Origin of the sequence: Pyrococcus sp. ST04 (genome assembly GCF_000263735.1) — an archaeon.
Classification (GTDB): domain Archaea; phylum Methanobacteriota_B; class Thermococci; order Thermococcales; family Thermococcaceae; genus Pyrococcus.
On sequence record NC_017946.1, the window covers coordinates 1,014,906 to 1,032,125 of the forward strand.

Here is a 17,220-nt window from a genome sequence, read left to right on the forward strand (position 1 = left end):
TCATCAAACACTTTTAATAACGTTTGAGGCAATGATGAGTAGCAAGCCACCTGAAAAGTGATGAAGTGAACACCCCCTGAGCCTCACCTCCTTTTTAGTAGAAGAAGGCTAAATAATACTATTATTCCCGGACCACAGATCCCCTTAGTGACAGTAACTGTCTCAATTTTCTCATTCGTGAGCGTTTTACTGTTGGTTTTCTCTGTACTGGGCTTGGTGGATGAAGAGGAAGTCTCCGATTCTTTTGGAGGTACTATAACTTTGATTTCATTTGTGGGTGGCCCAATGAAACCTGTTTCAAGTCTCACCGCGATGGAGATGTAATACACCCCAGGGTTTAGCTGGAGGGTATACTCCTTTTCTCTAACTTCAACCTTGTTCCTTCTCCTTCCTGGCTCCACGTCGTAGTAAAGTATATATCCAACGACTTTTGAAAGGCCTTCCTTTTCAGGGACAATCTGATAGTTATAAACTCTAAACTCGTCGTAGCAGCCAAGCATTGAGTGAGGACCATAAGGCCAATAACCCGGGTTTTGACCTAGCGAAAAGTCCTTATTTGTTTGTATTGGTCCCCTATAATCCCCTTCTCCAATTTTTATCCCGTTGATGTAGAGCTCATTTCCCCTGATCCCCCATGTAACGGCTATATGATACCACTCGTTCGGATCCCAAATTAGCACATCCTTGGAGAAGCTCCATTTTATAAGTACCCCGCTATCACTAACCTTGACACTAACATTATCAGGCCTCGTTAGGAAGTTATTTCCAGCGCTGATCCATTCCTTTCCATTCCATATGCTCCATGAGACCCAAGTTCTTGGATTGTGCGGATCTTTCCAGGATATGGGTACCAGGGGCAGTATAAACGCTCCCTTATCTGCCGCTCTCCAGCCTATGTTGTCGAGCAAGAACCCTCCATCTGGTGGCGTATAGGAGCCATAATTTTTCCATTCATCGTGTCTCCTTGAATAAATCTTGTAGATATCCTTGGGTGGCTTCCAATAGAATTCTATGCTCCCCTCTTTGGCAGGTAGAATTTCTCCCTTATATGTTATATAACCATCATCTTCACCAATGAAGATACACTCTCCCGCTACTCCTGCTCTATATTCTCCTTTAACGCTTCCCTTTGTTTTTCCTTTATCTAGGGGATCATAGAACACGACGCCTTTTCTTGGGGTGCTCTTGGTTGTAGTTTTGGTTTTCTCTTCCTCCTTTATTATTTCCTTTACCTCGAGCCTTGTTTGAAAGTGTGAAATTTTTGTTTTTGAGGCAATAAAGGTTGGCTTCCACTCCTCTCCAGCGATCTTTATGTTTGTCTTTCTCTTTACAATGCTTCCATCTGCCTCTTTTATTGTTATATTCTCACATTTTGAGCAATCCAAATCGCTAACTTCCAAAATAGCAAGCTTATGACCCCATCCTCCAAAATCTCCTGTATACAAGGTTCCAACGATCATGTAGCTTCCATCACTTGCAAAAAAGTCCTTTATCGTCGAGAGTGAGGCCCTTATCCTCTTTGTCCACTTTATGTTGCCCTTTAAATCTGTTGAAAATATCGTTAGACCCTCCCTATCGGCTTCCAGAAATACTAGTGAATTACCAACTTTTATTCCCCTTATAACTGGCTTAACATCATAGCTTTTCTGCCAGAGTATGTTTCCTTTTTCGTTTATCTCCATTAAAAAGAACACTCTCTGAAGGACATCAAATCCGTATTCTATGTCCCCAGTCACTATGTAGCCATTTTTACTTGGAAACACGGTTAGTATTCTCACCCTTTCACCCTTGCTTCCGACTAAATAGAAGGACGTTCTGAGGTGGAAGCTGGAATCTATGATTCCTATAAACCCCTCCCCGTAGCTTTGTCCAAACTGTCCAAATATTGCTGCAGAATTTGCACCTCTAGCGATACCTTTTAAGTATCCCTCTCCAATGTTTGAGTATTTAAGAAGAACTCTAAATCTTCCATCTTTTTCGATTCTCCCAATTCCAAATCCGGAATAAGTAGTTCTTGAAATGGTAAAGCCCACAAGTCCATAGCTATCCCATGGGACAAGTGTGTCTAAATCCATATCCTTTTTCTCTCTGATCCAAAGCGGATTAAGGCTGTCATCAAGTGCAAGAATATAGCTTCCCCCTCTAATTAGGTATCCCCAGCTGAGCCTTTCTATTTCTCTAGCAGGATCGCCAAGTCCATTAATCTTCATACCTTTTCCATTTGTAAATACTATGTATGTTTCACTCCCCTGGAAAAAGGACTGCATGCATAAATTTGCTGCGCAGTTTGCTTCTTGTATTCCTTTAGCTCCTTCAACTCCCGGTGAATATTCCCTTAAACTCATAGCTGACACTAGTCCAGGCAAAAGGGTTAGAACAAAAAGAAAGAATAGCTTTTTCATGTAGTTCTCCTCCATACTTCTAATCAACGACCTTTGACTTAATTCCATAAATATTTTTCATAATAGGAAGGTTTTAAACTGAAAGTTTTGTATATATTGGAATATTATTTTGGTATTTATAAAGAACAAAATTGTCAAACATTAAATAAAGTCTGAAGTTCACCCCTTGGGGTATTGGCACTAAGAGAAATATAAACTAGGAGTAGTTATTTTTTATCTTAATTTATTAAGTGCCTCTGTGTGGCAACATGTGGTGCCAGGAAAATATGGGATGTCGATAAGTTAGTGCCAAGATTCGTTGAGGCGAGGAGGGCCTACGTTGGACCCCTTGCCAAGAAAACTATTCAATACTGCGAAAAATTTCATCCTGGAAGTTATGTCATACTTTCAGCCAAGTACGGCTTTCTACTACCACATGAGAAAATTGAGAACCACGATGCGAGATGCGGTGTTAATCCCAAGATAACGATTGAAAAGCTTAGAGATCAAGCCTATATGAAGAAGATTAACGGGATAAGACTCATTGACTTTGAGAGAGTCATAGTGCTTGCTGGAAAATGCTACTGTAATTGGGCTTACAAAGTGTTTGGGAAGGAAAAAGTTGTTTGCCCTCTCCTTAGGAAAGGTGGCATAGGGCTGTTTCATAGGTAGTTAAAAGCGTAAAGTTTAAGTATTTTCGCTTCTTATCTTGTTTTGGTGGGGCTTGGCGTGAGGCTCTATCGGACAGGAGAGGCATCACAACGCTTGGGCATCAGCAAACCAACCCTCCTCAGAAAAATCAAATCCGGTGAGATTAAAGCCTACCGGGTCGGGAGAGAATACCGCATCCCCGAAAGCGAAATCAAAAGGCTCCTTGAGGGCAAAACCCTTGATAAAGTCGTCATTTACGCAAGAGTCTCAAGCCGAGACCAGAAAGAGGACTTAGAGAGGCAGATCGAATACCTCAAAAACTACTGCACCGCCAAGGGTTATCAGGTCGTGAAAATCATCACAGACATTTCCTCCGGCCTGAACGAGAACAGACGGGGCTTAAAACAACTCTTCAAACTTGTGGAGAGCGGAGAAGTCGGGAAAGTCGTGGTAACTTACAAGGACAGGCTCACCCGCTTTGGCTTCAAATACCTCGAACAATACTTCAACTCTCACGGCGTTGAAATCGAAGTCATCTTTGATGATGAAGAGAAAACTCCAGAGAAAGAACTCGTTGAGGACTTATTAGCCATCGTAACTTCCTTCGCTGGAAAACTCTACGGGATGCGTTCTCACAAGAAAAAACGCCTTGTAGAGGCGGTAAAGAATGCCCTCAGAGACGATTAAACTGACAGCAAAATTCAAGCTCAAAAACCCTCCAAGAGAATTAGACGACCTCTTCTCCACTTACCATAAGATTGTGAATTACCTCATAACTTACGCCTTTGAGAACAACGTAACCAGCTTTTACAGGCTGAAAAAAGAGACTTACAAAAACCTTCGGAAGGAGTATTCAAGCCTTCCAAGCCATTACCTCTACACGGCCTGTCAAATGGCTACATCAATTTACAAGAGCTACAGGAAGAGGAAAAGGAAAGGAAAAGCTAGAGGCAAGCCCGTTTTTAAGAAGGAAGTCATAATGCTGGACGATCACCTATTCAAGCTCGACCTTGAGAAAAGGGTAATCAAACTCTCAACGCCAAGTGGGAGAATTATCTTAGAGTTTTATCCAGCTAAATACCACGAGAAGTTCAAGGGCTGGAGGATTGGGCAGGCTTGGCTCATCAAAACGCCCAAGGGGGTCTTCGTCAATGTAGTCTTTTCGAAAGAGGTTGAAGTTGGTGAGCCTAAAGCCTTCGTCGGCGTGGACTTGAACGAGAACAACGTTACCTTAAGCCTTCCAAACGGTGAGTTCGTGCAAATCATTACCCACGAGAGAGAAATTAGGACTGCCTACTACTTAAAGAGAAGGAGGGTTCAGAGGAAGATTAGGGCCGGGAGAAGGAGAGAGGAACTCCTTGAAAAATACGGTGAGAGGGAGAGGAACAGGGTTAACGACCTTCACCACAAGTTGGCGAACAAAATCGTTGAGCTGGCTGAAAAATACGGTGGGATTGCCTTGGAGGATTTGACGGAAATCAGGGAGTCGATAAGGTATTCTGCCGAGATGAATGGTCGCCTGCACAGGTGGAGCTTCAGGAAGCTTCAGAGCATGATCGAATACAAGGCCAAACTAAGGGGTGTTAAGGTCGTTTTCGTGAATCCCGCTTACACTTCATCCCTGTGCCCGGTATGTGGGGGGAAGTTAAGCCCGAATGGGCACAGGGTTTTGAAGTGTTCGAACTGTGGGTTTGAGGCTGATAGGGATGTGGTTGGGAGTTGGAATATTCGCCTGAAAGCCCTGAAGATGTGGGGAGTAACCGTTCCCCCCGAAAGCCACCCGATGAAGATGGGAGGGTGGAAGCCTACCCGTTACGAGATTAACGCTCCACACACAACTAACGGGTAGGCAGAACGGTAATGATGAAGCTTTTAAAAGAGGCAATAGAGTCGGACACTCCCCTTGTTAGGGGTTGATTTCCCCTCTTCTCTTACTCAGATATGCTCCAAAAGGTTTAAATATGTTCAATATGACACGTGTCATGAGGGAAAAAGAATGAGTGAGTTCCTAAAAAATTTTGATGAAAAGAAGGAAAAGCTGAAAAACTTACTGCTCGAGTTGCATGAAGGAAAGAGCGTGGAGGAGCTTAAGGAAGAATTCAAAGAAGTTTTGGCCTCAATATCCCCACTGGAGATACCTTTAATTGAGCAGGAACTTGTAAGGGAAGGAGTTTCTGTTAAAGATATAGCCAAGATGTGCGACCTTCACGTTGAGGTCTTCAGAGAGAGTGTAGCAGGTTCTGGTAAGTTTGATTATCTCCCAGATGGTCATCCCCTAAAAACTCTTTATCTAGAAAACAAGGAAATTATGAAAGATTCCGAAATGCTAAACCTCTATGCCCAGACTCTCGCAAAGACTAAAGATGAAACAGCTAGATTGCAGATACTTGATGTCCTTGGAGGTATAATATCTGATTTAAGGAGAGTCGGGCCAACACACTACAGCAGAGAAGAAATGTTGATATTCCCTTATATAGAGAGGCTCGGCCTTAGGGCGGTAGCTACCGTACTCTGGACTAAGCACGACGAGATAAGGTTCATGATAAGGCGGCTATGGGAGCTTTTTAAGATGAGAGGCTCTCTCCCATGGAACGAATTCGTCCAAAGGCTAACTAAAAGTGCTTCTGAAGTCTCAAGAGCTCTGGCAGACATGGTTTTTAGGGAGGACAACATTTTGTATCCAACCGTTGAGGCACTCTTAGGAGAAGGAGAGTGGAAGGCTGTCAAGCTTCAGGAGGGAGAGTTTGGGTATTATAAGATTGATCCCCCAGATTGGGACCCTGATATTGAGCCAGTCTTCCCGTGGGAGATTGATACTACCCTCTCAGCCGAGAAAATTCTATCTCTACCAAGGGATGTTCAGAAGGCTATTGAAAAGTATGGTCTCACTCCGGACGAAGCGGGAAGCATAAAGAGGGAAGGAGATATAGAATTGGGGACAGGTTATTTGAGTGTTGAAGAGCTTAAGGCCATCTTCAGAACGCTTCCGGTTGATATAACCTTTGTAGATAGGGATGATAGGGTAAGGTTCTTCTCTCCTGGAGAAAGGATATTTGCCAGGCCACTTAACATACTCGGTAGGCCAGTTCAGCTGTGCCATCCACCGAAGAGCGTTCATATAGTCAATAAAATTCTCAAAGCCTTCAAAGAGGGCAAAAAGGATAAGGCCGAGTTCTGGATAAGGATGGGAGATAAGCTTGTCTACATCCTATACCTACCAGTTAGGGACGAAAATGGTGAATACCTGGGAACCCTTGAGGTGACTATGGACGTTAAGAGGTATAAGGAACTTGAAGGAGAGAAGAGACTGTTAGATTGGAGGGATTAAAATGAGAGGCAAAGAGGAAATATTCAGGAGAAGGGTCGAAAGGTTCCAGGAGGAGCTTAGAAAGAGGGACATAGACGGAGCGGTAATAAGAACGCTCTCAAGCTTCATCTACTTCACTGGAACTAAGTGGCTTAGGCCAAGCCTTCTCATTCCGGCTGATGGTGATCCAGTAGTTTTTGTTGCCAAAAATGAGGCAGAGGAATTCCGAAGGAGAAGCTGGATTGAGGATGTGAGGGAGTATCAAAGGGTCGAAGACCTAATGGCAGGCGTTGTTACGTGGATTCACGGCAACGGGATGGAAAGAGTCGGACTGGAGTTCGGTTTCGAGAGGGATGCTTATCTAGCCTTTCTCAAGATATTTCAGAGGCTCAACCCAACCATAGATATCGTGGATATACTAGATGTTACCATGAGTCTCAGGATGGTAAAGGATGAGTGGGAGCTGGAGAACATAAGAAAAGCTGGAAGGATAGCGGTAAAAGGTATGGAAGTTGCAGAAGAGAGTATAAGACCGGGGGTTAGTGAGCTTGAAGTAGCGGCAGAGATCATGAGAGAACTTATGAGAGAAGGCAGTGAGGATCCAAAGGTTTACGTGTCCACTACTCCAAGGGCCCATGCTGAACCGTTTCGGGATTTAAAGGTTAAGGAGAACTCTGTTGTGACGGTGGTTATAGGGGCGGATTACAACCACTACTATGCTAACATGGCAAGGACTTTCATCATTGGAAATCCTGGGAGGAGAGTTTTTGAGGCTATTAAGGTTAAGGAAGAGGCCTACAAAATTGCAATAGAAGAGACTAGAGTCGGTGTTCCTTTGAATTCTGTTGAAAAGAGGCTGGCCCAATTTTTCAAGGAAAAGGGGTTCGAGAATGAGTATATAACTGGATACACACACGGTGTTGGATTGCTTATAGAAGAGCTCCCCATGCCAACTATAATAGTCCAGACAAGGGCCCAAAAGGTCGTGGAGAACATGGTTCTCAGCATAATTCACGCACCTCTAATGCTCCCTGAAGGGGCAATAAAGCATGAAAACACGTACATAGTAAAGAAGGACGGGCTGGAGAGAGTTACATAACCCTTTGTTTGTCTATATTTTATTCATTTTTTCCTCAATTTTCAATTACTTTGCAAAGTTTTATTCTTGCAAGTAATTTTTAGAACAAAAAATTATGTCGAAATTTATATAAAACTCGGAGTGAATAATTCTCCAGCTAAAATGAGGTGAGGCGAGATGATCGTCATCAAGTTTGGTGGGAGCTCTATTAGGAGTGAGTTCAGGGAAGCTGTAGATCTCACGCTCAACATTTTCGATGAAGAAGATGTTATTGTCGTAGTTTCCGCCCTTAAAGGAATTACCGACAAGCTAATTAAGTACTCAGAAACTCTTGATCCCAGGATTGCCGTTAATATTGCCGCCGAGTACGTTCACTTTGCGAGACTCCATGGAATTGATCCCTCCTTCCTAAAGCCCTATCTAGATGAGCTCTTCCATCTTCCCGAGTTGCGTGGGAATGCTTTCCAGGATTACATACTTGGAATTGGAGAAGTTCTCTCGGCAGTTCTATTTGCAGCTGCCGTAAATGGTGTTTTCGTTCCGGCATGGGAAGTTTTCAGGGGAGAAGGAGAATTTGGAGATGCTTTTATAGATATTGAAGGTAGCAGAAAGAACTTTAGAAAAATATTTGATGTCATTGGAGAGGGCTATATCCCCGTTATTCCCGGCTTTATAGCTGGGAAGAATGGACTCAGAATAACTTTAGGACGGGGAGGAAGCGATTATTCCGCAGTGGCTGCCGGAGTGCTATCGAAGGCAAAGCTCGTTTTGATAATGAGCGATGTCGAAGGAATTTATACTGCCGACCCAAAGCTTGTTCCCAATGCGAGACTGATTCCATACATCTCCTATGATGAGGTAATCTTGGCCTCAAGACATGGGATGAAGGCAATTCAGTGGAAAGCCGCTGAACTTGCAAAGAGGGAGAGGCTTCCAGTTTTGTTTGGAAGAACAAGAAACTGGAGAATGGCAACTGTTTTGGGAGAAAAGAGTAGTAAAATGCCGCTGATGACATATGGAGATGGACTTTTACTGATCAACACTCCCGAGAGGCTGCCTTATCCGGTTATTGATGAAGGGGAGTTCTGGACTCTCTACGATGTTCCCCAAGAGGATGCAGTTAGAATAATCAGGGAACTCCATAAGAAGCTATTTCCACCTGTCATGTCATTATTTCAACATGTACTCTACAAAGATGAAGAAATTGGACATAACTCTACGAACATCATCGAAAAAATGTCGACAGAACAAACTATCTCCAGAAAAATTTATTATGAGGAGGGAGAGGTTGAGCCTTTGGGGTGAACTACGATCGGTGGTGTACAAACCCTTCGTTATTAAGTTTGGAGGAAGCTCAGTAAGATACGCCTTTGAAGAGGCACTTAGCCTTGTAAGGCACATTTCTGAAGGGAGACCAGTAGTTGTCGTTGTTTCGGCACTGAAGGGAGTTACAGATGCATTAATAAGATTGGCAGATGGGGACGAGAAAGCGCTTCTCGAAGTTTTGGAGATACATGAGCAGATTCTTCAGGAGACGGGAGTCAGTATAGACCACTTATTCCAAGAGCTCGAGAAGACGGTAAACGCTAAAAGACTGTTCCCTTCCCGCGAGTCGTACGTTGATGCAGTTGCAACTTTCGGAGAGAGAATTTCGGCCGAGATATTTGCAGAGGGGCTCAGGCTTATAGGAGTCGAGGCAAGGGCGGTGGACTCCAAGGATGTCTTAGTTGCCAAGGGAAACTTTGGAAATGCTGAGGTTGACTTTGAAAGAAGCATGAGAAGGATTCCGGTTCTGATTAAGTTGCTTAGAAAAGGCATCATTCCAGTTGTAACTGGATACTATGGGGATCTCAACGGCCTGAGGGCGACTTTTGGAAGGGGAGGGAGTGACTACTCTGCAACTTCTCTTGCATCACTACTCAACGCTAGGGCGGTTGTTATAATGAGCGATGTGGAAGGAATATACACGGCAGACCCCAGACTTGTCCCAGAGGCTAAGCTTATTCCCTATCTATCGTATGAGGAAGCAAGCACCGCCGCCAAGCTTGGAATGAAGGCTCTTCACTGGAGGGCAATTGACCCAGTAGAAGGGAGGATGCCCGTGATTCTCGGGAAGACAAAGGACTGGAGATTTGGAACCCTTGTATTTGAGGACAGCAGTGAGATGCCGATAGTCGTTCATAGGGTTCTTGGAGACGAAGCTGAAATCTCTGTTGTCTCCAGAAAAGCCCCAGAGATCCCGTATAAACCGGTAGAAGAGGGGCCAAATTACATAAAGATTAGAGTTCCAAGGGAGGAGTTTGTTTATGTCCTTAGAGAAGTTCATAGGATGGTGATTGACAATGAAGGTGTACGCTCCAGCGACGATAGCGAACTTTGGGCCAGGGTTTGATGTTTTTGGAATGGCAATAGAAAGGCCGGGGGATGAAATAATAGCCAAGGAAAGTGATGATTTTAGCATTGAAGTCATTGGATACAGCGTTCCGGCTGATGATAATAATGTAGCCCTTGTTGCTGCAAAGGCACTATTCAAGCTAGCTGGAGTAGAGGGTGGAGTACGAATAAAGCTGAAAAAAGGCATAAGACCTAGAAGTGGTCTTGGAAGCTCTGGGGCTTCCTCACTTGGAGGTGCCGTGGTAGCGGCTAGAATTCTGGGAATTGAAGATGACGCTTTAATAATCAAGGCGGCCTTAGAGGGTGAGAAAAAAGCATCAGGAAGTCCACATGGGGACAATGTCATACCTTCTTACTATGGAGGTTTCACGATAATAGAATCTCTGGATCCGCTTAGGGTTCATGGAATTGATATTAGCATAAAGGTTGCCATGGTGCTTCCTGAAGTTGAGGTTCCAACAAGCGAAGCACGGAAAGTTCTTCCCAAAAAGATACCGATAAGGGATGCCGTAAGAAACATAGCAATGGCATCAAGCCTTGTTCTGGCACTCAAAGAGGGAGACCTGGAAACGGTTGGCAGGTTGCTCGATGATCACATTGCCCTTCCTTACAGAAAAGCCCTAATGCCGTGGTTTGAGAGGGTGAGGGAAGCAGCCCTTAATGCTGGGGCCTATGGGGTAACAGTATCTGGTTCAGGACCAGCGATGTTTGCAGTTGGAGAGAACCCAAGAGAGATAGCCAAGGCAATGGGAGAAGCCTTTGAGGAACTTGGGATAAAGTCTGAGTATTGGGTAACAAAAACGGGACGGGGTGCAAAATGGTTTTGAGATGCATTAGGTGTGGTAGGGAATACCCCGAGGATGAGGTAAGGTACAGGTGCGAGTGCGGAGGATTGCTAGAGGTTGTAATAGACTTGGACAAAGTTGATACTAACATATTTGACGGCAAAAATGTAACCTTGTGGAAGTATGAGAGCTGGCTCCCCGTTAAGAAAAGGGTAACCTTGAATGAGGGGGGAACACCTCTCTACAAGCTTGAAAACCTCGGAAAGGATTTGGGGATCAGGGAGCTCTATGCAAAAAATGAAGGGGCAAATCCAACTGGTTCCTTTAAAGATAGAGGAATGACTGTCGGGGTTTCAAAGGCATTGGAGCTTGGAATGGATAAAGTTATATGTGCGTCAACAGGGAATACCTCTGCATCCCTGGCTGCATACGCGGCAAAGGCTGGAATAAAAGCATATGTTCTTGTACCGAGTGGGAAGATAGCCCTCGGAAAACTTGCACAGGCAATAATATACGGAGCCCAGGTAGTTCCCGTCAAGGGTAACTTTGACGATGCTCTCAGAATAGTTGTTGAGGCCAGCTCAAAGCTTGGGGTTTACATGTTGAACTCTATAAACCCCTTCAGACTCGAAGGACAGAAGACTATAGCATATGAAATTTATGACCAGCTTCAGGAGGTTCCCGACAACGTTGTCCTCCCAGTAGGAAACGCTGGAAACATTTCAGCAATATGGAAGGGCTTCAAGGAGCTTTACGAGGCTGGAGTAATCGACAAGTTGCCCAGGATGATAGGTATCCAGGCAGAAGGGGCTTCTCCTTTAGCGAAAGCATGGAAGGAGAAGAGAGAGTTCAGACCAGAAGAAAGGCCAGAAACTGTTGCCACTGCTATAAGAATAGGAAATCCAGCAAATTGGCCAAAGGCGTGGAAGGCTGTTGAAGAGTCGGGAGGAACCTTTGAGAGTGTAAGCGATAAGGAAATTTTAGAGGCTCAGAGACTTTTGGCTTCAAGAGAGGGACTCTTTGTCGAGCCAGCTTCTGCAGCATCTCTGGCTGGCTTAATTAAGCTCCTTAAGAATGGAGAAATAGAGAAAGATGAGAGCTACGTTCTCATAACTACAGGTCACGGACTAAAAGACCCGAATATAGTTATCGACAACTTTAGGCTTCCTGAACCGATAGAGCCAACCTTAGAGGCATTTAGGAGGGTTATGAAATGAAGAAGGTTGCAGTTCTGGGGGCAACAGGACTTGTTGGAAGAACGTTTGTGAAACTTCTTGCTGGCCATCCATGGTTTAAAGTTGAAGAGCTCGTTGCATCAGAGAGATCGGCTGGAAAAAAGTATGGGGAACTAGTTGAGGATTCGCCAGAGGAGTTCAGAGACTTTGTCGTCGTTAGCCTAAACGAGTTCCTAGAGAATCCCAATGTCGACATGGTATTCAATGCTCTTCCTGCCTCCATCTCAAGGGAAGTTGAGGAGAAGCTCGCCGAGGAAATCCCTGTATTCACAAATGCCAGGGCTCATAGATATGATGAAGACGTTCCAATTCTCGTGCCAGAGGTTAACAAAGAGCACTTGGAGATAATTAAGATTCAACAGAGAAATAGGGGATGGAAGGGCTTTATAGTTACGAACCCTAACTGCTCGACGGCGATATTAACGGTTTCTCTAGCTGCAATAAGGGAGTTTGGAATAAGAAAGGTAAGAGTGGCAACTATGCAGGCCATAAGCGGTGCCGGCTTCTCTGGACTTTCAGCATTTGCAATCCATGACAACGTCATCCCCTTTATAAGCGGGGAAGAATGGAAGATAGAAAACGAGAGCAGAAAGATACTTGGCAGGATAAGTGGGGATAAAATAGAGCCGGCCACGTTTGATATATCGGCAATAGCGACGAGAGTTCCTGTTATACACGGACACACAGAGGCAGTCTTTGTAGAATTAGAAAGAGGAAGTGTTGAGGAAATAAGAGAGGCTTTTGAGAGCTTTGACCCCCTTAAGGAATTAAGTCTGCCCTCCTATGCTAAGCCAATAGTTTACTCTGAGGTTCCACAGCCAAGGCTTCACAGGGATAGGGGAAGGGGTCTGACAGTGACGGTGGGAAGGTTGGAGGAGATAAATGGTGGCATTAAGTACGTTGTTCTTGGTCACAATCTTGTTAGAGGAGCTGCTGGAGGGTCAGTTCTGAACGCTGAGCTAGCATATAAGCTAGGCTACCTGTAGCTTCTTGTTCTTCTCTGCTTCTCTTCTTGGTTCTTCATTAACTTTAAGAGGAATACTTTCTTAAACCCCCTTCCAACTATTTTATGGTGGTGAAATGTTTCGGCTGGAGCAATTTGACTACTCAAATAAAACAGTTTTTCTTCGTGCTGATCTGAATTCTCCAATGAAAGAAGGTAAGATAATCAGCGATGCTAGGTTTAGGGCTGTCCTTCCGACAATAAAGTATCTCCTCGAGCATGGAGCGAAGGTTGTGATAGGAACTCACCAAGGAAAACCGTACAGTGAAGATTACGCCACAACTGAAGAACACGCGAGGGTTCTATCTGAGCTATTGGATATGCATGTGGAGTACATAGAAGACATCTTCGGAAAGTATGCGAGGGAGAAGATTAAGAGCATGAAGCCAGGAGAAGTTGCAATACTTGAAAACCTTAGGTTCTCAGCGGAAGAAGTTAAGAACAAGCCTATAGAAGAGTGCGAAAAGACCTTCTTTGTGAAGAAGCTTTCCCAAGTAATTGACTTGGTTGTGAATGATGCATTTGCAGCTGCTCACAGATCTCAGCCCTCTTTGGTTGGCTTTGCTAGAGTTAAGCCTATGATAATGGGCTTTCTAATGGAGAGGGAAATAGATTCGCTAACAAGGGCCTACTATAGCAAAGAGAGACCGAGGATTTATGTTCTTGGAGGGGCGAAGGTTGATGATTCTCTTAGGGTCGCCGAGAACGTTCTTAAAAAGGGAAAGGCTGATATGATTCTTACTGGAGGACTTGTAGCAAACATTTTTGTCTTAGCCAAGGGATTTGATTTAGGTAGGAAAAACGTAGAATTCCTAGAAAGGAAAGGAATCCTGAAGTACGTGGATTGGGCCGAAAAAATACTTGATGAGTTTTATCCATACGTGAGAACGCCCGTTGACTTTGCAATTGACTACAAAGGGGAAAGGCTTGAAGTTGATCTCTTAAGCGATGAGAGAAGGCTGTTTGATGAGTATCAAATTCTTGACATAGGCTCAAGAACGGTTCAGAAATATAGAGAGGTTCTAATGAATGCCAAGGTTATAGTTGCAAATGGTCCAATGGGGGTCTTTGAGAGAGAGGAGTTTGCAGTGGGTACTGTTGGAGTATTTAAGGCAATAGCGGAGAGTCCAGCATTTAGTGTTGTTGGAGGGGGGCATTCAATTGCAAGCATTCACAAGTACGGGATTGAGGGGATTAGCCACATCTCTACTGGAGGAGGGGCAATGTTAACGTTCTTTGCCGGAGAAAAGCTACCCGTCCTTGAGGCCTTTAAGATAAGCTATGATAAGTTCTCCTCACAATTTTCCTAACAATTTAACACTAAAACTTTTAATCACCTCTTTTTAATCAACTTAAGGGGTGAAGGAGTGAAGGGCGTAATACTGGCTGCGGGATACGGTACCAGAATGGGAGAAAAGCCAAAAGGTTTAATCAGGGTTGCTGGGAGAGAGCTGATTTATAGAACGATGAAGAATCTTCAGAAGTTTGGAATAAACGAGTTCATAATAGTGACGAACGAAAAGTACAGAGATCTCTATGAGGATTTTGTAAAAAAGCATGGATTCAATGCAAAAGTGATAGTTAACCCAAGTCCAGAGAGAGGCAATGGGTACTCACTGCACGTAGCGAAGGGACACGTAACTGGAAAATTCGTCCTCGTGATGAGTGACCATGTTTATGAGGAAAGGTTCTATGAGCTGGCTCTCAAGGGGGAGGGGCTAATAGCTGATAGAAGGCCCAAGGTTGTGGACGTTGAGGAAGCAACAAAGGTAAAGGTGAAGGACGGTAGGGTTGAGGACATAGGAAAGGAACTTAAATCCTGGGATGCCATTGATACTGGATTCTTTGTTCTAGACGACTCAATTTTCTCGATAACTGAGAAGTTATCTAAGGAAAGAGAAGTTATTGAGCTTAGGGATGTTATTAAGGAGGCCAGAGTAAAAGTTACCTTTGTCGATGGCCTCTACTGGATGGACGTTGATACCCCCGAAGAAGTTAAGCTTGCTAGGAAGATAATAGTATATTCCTCTGTGAAGGGAGTGGGAGACGGCTTTATAAGCAGGCATGTAAACAGGAAAATCTCTACCCGAATTTCTGTCCTTTTAGTGGAGCACTTCACACCAAACCAACTTACAATAATAACATTCCTGTTTGGAATATTCTCTGGACTGGTAAACTTTTTCAGCGTTCCTCTCGCTGGGATTTTATATCAAATAAGCTCTATCCTGGATGGTGTTGATGGAGAGATAGCAAGGGCGAGAATGCAAACAAGCAGATTTGGAGGGTATTTTGATTCGATACTTGACAGGTACGTCGACTTTACGTTTCTGTTAACTTTGGCATACGTGACGTTAAGGGAACCTCTGTGGTGGGCCATAGCAGCCCTTGCAATATTCTCATCTGCAATGGTTAGCTACTCTACTGAAAGGTTTAAGGGAGCATATTGCGCCGATGCATACAAGGCTATCCCAGCACTGAGGAAGGTTCCGGGGAAGAGGGATGAGAGAATATTTGTAACAATGATATTCACCCTTTTGGGATGGGTAAAACCTCTCTTCGCCCTACTGGCAATCTGGAGCACGTTGAGAGTTGCAATAACAGTATTCCTAGTGAGGAGGGGTGTAAATGATTAAGGAGGATCATGTTAAGTTGGCTGAAGATATGATTAGGAAGGGGTATGATGAAAAGAGAATTAGAAAGGCCTTAAAATTGCCGGAAGAAGAGTTTAAACTAGTATTAGAGGTTGCAAAGGCTAGAATAAGGGCTAAAGATAAATTTTCGAGAGATGACTTATGGTTTGATCTCGAGGGGTTGAGGTATGCGACGCACGAGGTCGTTGCTGACTACCGAGGAAGGAGGCTAAAGGATCAGGGTGTGAAGAGCGTAGCTGACGTTTCCTGTGGGGTAGGGATACAGTTAATATTCTTCGCTAAATATGGAATCAGGGCAGTGGGTGTGGATATAGACCCGATTAAAATAGAGTTTGCAAAGAGGAATGCTGAGAAGTATGGAGTTAACGTGGAGTTCATTATTGGGGACTCACTTAGTCCTGAGATAATTGAAAAAATTGATGCAGATGTAATATTTTCAGATCCGGCAAGACCGCCCGAAGTTCCAGAAAGAAATCTTGAAGATTTGCTTCCAAGTCCATTAAAGGTGTATGAGGCCTATAAAGAGAAAACCGACGCGTTCATATTTGACCTGCCTCCCCAAATAAGGAGGGAGAAGGTACCTTGGAAAGGAGAATTCGAATACATTGATCTTTTTGGACACGTTAACAGGTTGACCTTTTACACGGAACCTCTGGCTAAAGCTGAAAGGAGTGCCGTTATACTTCCGAAGGGTGCAAGACTGGAGAGCGATCCTAGTCTAGAAAATATAGTCCAGGAAACAGCTACTCCTGAAAGATACCTCTATGAAATTCCGCAGGGAATTGATTACGCCGATTTGATAAATGAGCTCTTCCATAAGGTTGGAGGAGAACTTAAACTTCTTTTAAGGGAAAAAAGGAGAGTTTTAGCAACAAGCATGGATGAGATTAAAAGCGAGTACTTCAAGAGAGCTTACGTTGTTGTTGCAACAATGCCCTTCCACCCAGTAAGGATAAACGATTTCTTAAGAAAGGAAGGCTATGGCAGAGCAACTTTGAGAATGAGCGTTTCAGAAAATGAATACTGGAAGATTAGAAGGAAAATAGAGGCAAATCTTAAGGGAGAAAAGAGGGCTTTTGTGTTTAAGGTTGGAGATCTTGCCGTCATTGCTGAGGAGATTCCTCTGGTTCAATGATAATGTAAGGGCCGGTGCTTAGCTTTTTAATTTCTTCCTTTGTTAGCCTTCTGCTCTTAACTTTGTCTCCGATTAATGCACTATTTCCGAAGGGATCCATTATCCTAACTGTTAGCGGTTTCTTTCCTTCTTTAACTTCCTCTATATAGTTCAAAAGTTCGTCAATTCTCTTGACAGCCTCTTCGTCGTTTTCTTGCTCTTTGAAGTCTCTTGCCATTAGAAGAACATCTTTAGCCCTCTCTAGAACTCCCTCTATGTTGCTCACAAACCCCTCTGCAGCTGGTCCCGGCTCTATTTTTATTCCAAGCTCTTCAAGCTCTATTGTTCCACTCTTACTCCTAACTACCCTGGTGAATAGGTCCTTCTCTTCCTCAACCTTAACTTCATAGAGTCTTGGCTCCCTCTCTTCAAGTATCATTATATCCGCACTCTTGTAGCCACATCTCTCGCAGATTAGTGTCGATTCCATGACCTCACCAAAGTAGGGGATTTTGTGGATGAACTGGATTACCTTAAGAGTTCCCTTGCCTCCACATATGGGACAGTCTCCTACCTTAAACTCCTGAATTCTCTCGGGTTTTAGCTCTTCCTCCATCCTCT

At 44.0% G+C, this 17,220-nt stretch carries 15 protein-coding genes; 13 read left to right on the forward strand and 2 right to left on the reverse strand.

What is annotated here, in order from left to right; genetic code table 11:
• Positions 1-83: 83 nt before the first annotated feature.
• Entirely contained in the window at positions 84-2,402 is a 2,319-nt protein-coding gene (locus PY04_RS05215; RefSeq protein WP_048056020.1) for a LamG-like jellyroll fold domain-containing protein, read from the reverse strand.
• A gap of 240 nt (positions 2,403-2,642) precedes the next feature.
• Here PY04_RS05215 and PY04_RS05220 point away from each other — a divergent pair, with 240 nt between their 5' ends.
• The 13 genes from PY04_RS05220 (at position 2,643) to PY04_RS05280 (ending at position 16,620) form a co-directional block, all read left to right on the forward strand.
• Positions 2,643-3,053 carry a DUF6884 domain-containing protein gene (locus PY04_RS05220; protein ID WP_052306420.1) on the forward strand — a complete coding sequence of 137 codons (411 nt, stop codon included), beginning with the start codon at positions 2,643-2,645 and terminating at the stop codon, positions 3,051-3,053.
• A 57-nt stretch (positions 3,054-3,110) separates the two neighbouring features.
• A complete protein-coding gene (locus tag PY04_RS05225; RefSeq protein WP_014734105.1) occupies positions 3,111-3,719 on the forward strand; it encodes an IS607 family transposase in 609 nt (202 codons plus the stop codon).
• Positions 3,700-4,881 carry an RNA-guided endonuclease TnpB family protein gene (locus PY04_RS05230; RefSeq protein WP_014734106.1) on the forward strand — a complete coding sequence of 394 codons (1,182 nt, stop codon included), beginning with the start codon at positions 3,700-3,702 and terminating at the stop codon, positions 4,879-4,881. Before PY04_RS05225 ends, PY04_RS05230 begins: the two co-directional genes overlap by 20 nt.
• A 147-nt stretch (positions 4,882-5,028) precedes the next feature.
• Entirely contained in the window at positions 5,029-6,360 is a 1,332-nt protein-coding gene (locus PY04_RS05235; protein WP_014734107.1) for a DUF438 domain-containing protein, read from the forward strand.
• Between the two features lies 1 nt (position 6,361).
• Positions 6,362-7,438: a Xaa-Pro peptidase family protein gene (locus PY04_RS05240; RefSeq protein ID WP_014734108.1), complete on the forward strand. Its 1,077-nt coding sequence runs from the start codon at positions 6,362-6,364 to the stop codon at positions 7,436-7,438.
• Positions 7,439-7,594: 156 nt separating this feature from the next.
• On the forward strand, positions 7,595-8,722 hold the full coding sequence (locus tag PY04_RS05245) for an aspartate kinase (RefSeq protein WP_014734109.1): 1,128 nt from the start codon (positions 7,595-7,597) through the stop codon (positions 8,720-8,722).
• Positions 8,723-8,732: 10 nt separating this feature from the next.
• Positions 8,733-9,809 carry an aspartate kinase gene (locus PY04_RS05250; protein ID WP_014734110.1) on the forward strand — a complete coding sequence of 359 codons (1,077 nt, stop codon included), beginning with the start codon at positions 8,733-8,735 and terminating at the stop codon, positions 9,807-9,809.
• Entirely contained in the window at positions 9,760-10,638 is an 879-nt protein-coding gene (locus PY04_RS05255; RefSeq protein ID WP_014734111.1) for a homoserine kinase, read from the forward strand. Before PY04_RS05250 ends, PY04_RS05255 begins: the two co-directional genes overlap by 50 nt.
• The gene (gene thrC, locus PY04_RS05260; protein WP_014734112.1) at positions 10,629-11,813 is read left to right on the forward strand and encodes a threonine synthase; all 1,185 of its coding nucleotides are present in this window, start codon (positions 10,629-10,631) and stop codon (positions 11,811-11,813) included. The genes PY04_RS05255 and thrC overlap by 10 nt, the downstream gene beginning before the upstream one ends.
• The gene (asd, locus tag PY04_RS05265) at positions 11,810-12,817 is read left to right on the forward strand and encodes an aspartate-semialdehyde dehydrogenase (protein ID WP_014734113.1); all 1,008 of its coding nucleotides are present in this window, start codon (positions 11,810-11,812) and stop codon (positions 12,815-12,817) included. Before thrC ends, asd begins: the two co-directional genes overlap by 4 nt.
• Positions 12,818-12,911: 94 nt before the next feature.
• Complete coding sequence (locus PY04_RS05270; protein ID WP_048056022.1) at positions 12,912-14,144, forward strand: phosphoglycerate kinase; 1,233 nt, start codon at positions 12,912-12,914, stop codon at positions 14,142-14,144.
• A 57-nt stretch (positions 14,145-14,201) separates the two neighbouring features.
• Positions 14,202-15,467, forward strand: a complete 1,266-nt coding sequence (locus PY04_RS05275; protein ID WP_048056023.1) for a bifunctional L-myo-inositol-1-phosphate cytidylyltransferase/CDP-L-myo-inositol myo-inositolphosphotransferase — start codon at positions 14,202-14,204, stop codon at positions 15,465-15,467.
• Positions 15,460-16,620, forward strand: coding sequence for a class I SAM-dependent methyltransferase (locus PY04_RS05280; protein ID WP_014734116.1), 1,161 nt, complete (start codon positions 15,460-15,462; stop codon positions 16,618-16,620). Before PY04_RS05275 ends, PY04_RS05280 begins: the two co-directional genes overlap by 8 nt.
• Here PY04_RS05280 and PY04_RS05285 read toward each other — a convergent pair.
• A complete protein-coding gene (locus tag PY04_RS05285) occupies positions 16,589-17,215 on the reverse strand; it encodes a ZPR1 zinc finger domain-containing protein (RefSeq protein WP_014734117.1) in 627 nt (208 codons plus the stop codon). The two genes, PY04_RS05280 and PY04_RS05285, sit on opposite strands and share 32 nt — an antisense overlap.
• Positions 17,216-17,220: the final 5 nt, after the last annotated feature.